The organism is Paenibacillus sp. 32O-W, assembly GCF_007679495.1.
GTDB lineage: Bacteria > Bacillota > Bacilli > Paenibacillales > NBRC-103111 > Paenibacillus_L > Paenibacillus_L residui.
On the sequence record NZ_VEGP01000141.1, the window covers coordinates 1 to 1,704 of the forward strand.

Consider the following 1,704-nt stretch of genomic DNA (forward strand, 5'->3'; position numbering starts at 1 on the left):
TATTTCCAGATCCTGTAGGGCTAAAAGCGGATACCGTCTAAAGACGGTGGAGTTGAACCTCGCTTTTGGAAGTTAAATATAGTTCTATTTGGGTGATGATAACCCATCAGAATTTGGACCATATCGGAAGCCTGCCCGTCCTTCTGGCCGAAGGTCCGCCAAGTGTAGAGGTGTGGGCCCACGAGCTCTCCAGCTGCTACTCTATTTCCCGTCTTGCTGAATCGATACACCGCTAAATTTTCGTTTTTGAATATAGATGAGCCTGATGGACAAGCAGACACCCGCAGCAAGCAAGCCGAAGGTCAGACCGATCCAAAATCCGGTCGCGCCGAGCCCGGTGTAGTACGCCAGAAAATAACCGAGCGGCAAACAGACCAGCCAATAAGCGACCAGGGTGATCATGAAGGCTGTATTAACATCCTTGTATCCTCTTAAAGCCGCCTGCGCCGTCACTTGGATCGCGTCGGAAATCTGGAAGAACAGCGCATAGATTAAGAAGTGAGCCGTTAAATAGATGACGGCTTCTTCGTTAGAGTAGAAACCGGCGACGGTATAACGGAAGAACACCACCAGCAAGCCCGTAACCAGAGCCATCATCACGGACAGGACGATCCCCAGCCAACTGTACGTCCTCGCGTCATTATAACGTTTGGCGCCGGCCTCATATCCGACAAGAACGGTCAAGGCCAAAGAAATGCTGACCGGTATCATATACAGGAAAGAGACAATGTTCAGGGCGGACTGATACGCCGCTATCGTCGTGACACTGAACCTGCTTATAAGGATGGTCACCATTGCAAACATGCTCGTTTCAAAAAAGGCCGACAAGCCCATAGGTACCCCGATCTGCAAGATTTCCTTGCTTCTGCGGATAGAGAAAGCCTTAAAGCTTGATAACACAGGATAAGCTGAGAAGGGAACCTGCTTTTTAACAATCCATGCGGTCATTCCGGCAATAGCCCAATAGGTGATAGAGGTCGCGTAGCCCGCACCGGCGCCTCCCAGCTCCGGCAGGCCCATCCGTCCGTAAATGAGCATGTAATTCAACAGAAAATTAAGAGGCAGGGAAAGAATCATAATGACCATGACTACCCGGGTTTTCCCAAGGGCGTAGATAAACGATCGCAGGACGTTAAAAATAAAGAGCGGGACAATTCCGAAACTTAACCCCACTAAATAATCGTGGGCCGTCTCCCGAACATCATCGGACAGGTTCATTAGTTCCAATAAAGGCTCCAATAGAAAATAACCAAGTAAAATGACTGTGGCAGCGATCAGAAGAGCCAAATAAATTCCGTTAGCAACAATCGATGCAACTTCACTGTCCTTCTTTTCCCCAAAACGTTGGGCGGCAATGGGAGATACGGCAAGCAAAATTCCACTTAACCCGGTAAATACCGGATTCCAAATCGAGGAGCCGATCGCTACTCCGGCCAAATCCGATGAATTGTATTTTCCCGACATGATCGTATTGAAGAACACCATCGAAAACATCCCCAACTGCGTTATCAAGATGGGGATTAGCATGACAAAAATCTGCTTGACTTTTCCTCTCAACGTATTGGTTGGCTGCATAAAGATTACTCCCGCTTCCAAATGAATCTTTTTATGCCGATAGAAATTCTTGTGAGAAAAACTCCTATCGGAGTATTTCATGGATGAGCGACCGCGTTTAAAGGATGTTTTTATCGCCAATTAGAAAGT

General features: G+C 47.7%; 1 protein-coding gene. It reads right to left on the reverse strand.

Translation table 11 applies throughout. From position 1 onward, the window contains the following. Nucleotides 1-201: 201 nt before the first annotated feature. Nucleotides 202-1,656 (reverse strand): MATE family efflux transporter, encoded by a 1,455-nt coding sequence (locus tag FS806_RS25145; RefSeq protein ID WP_397348272.1) that lies wholly within the window; start codon nucleotides 1,654-1,656, stop codon nucleotides 202-204. Nucleotides 1,657-1,704 lie beyond the last annotated feature (48 nt).

Bases quoted from the DNA above. Each gene is read 5' to 3' on its own strand.
- FS806_RS25145 (WP_397348272.1), bottom strand. From the start codon at position 1,656: ATGAAATACTCCGATAGGAGTTTTTCTCACAAGAATTTCTATCGGCAT.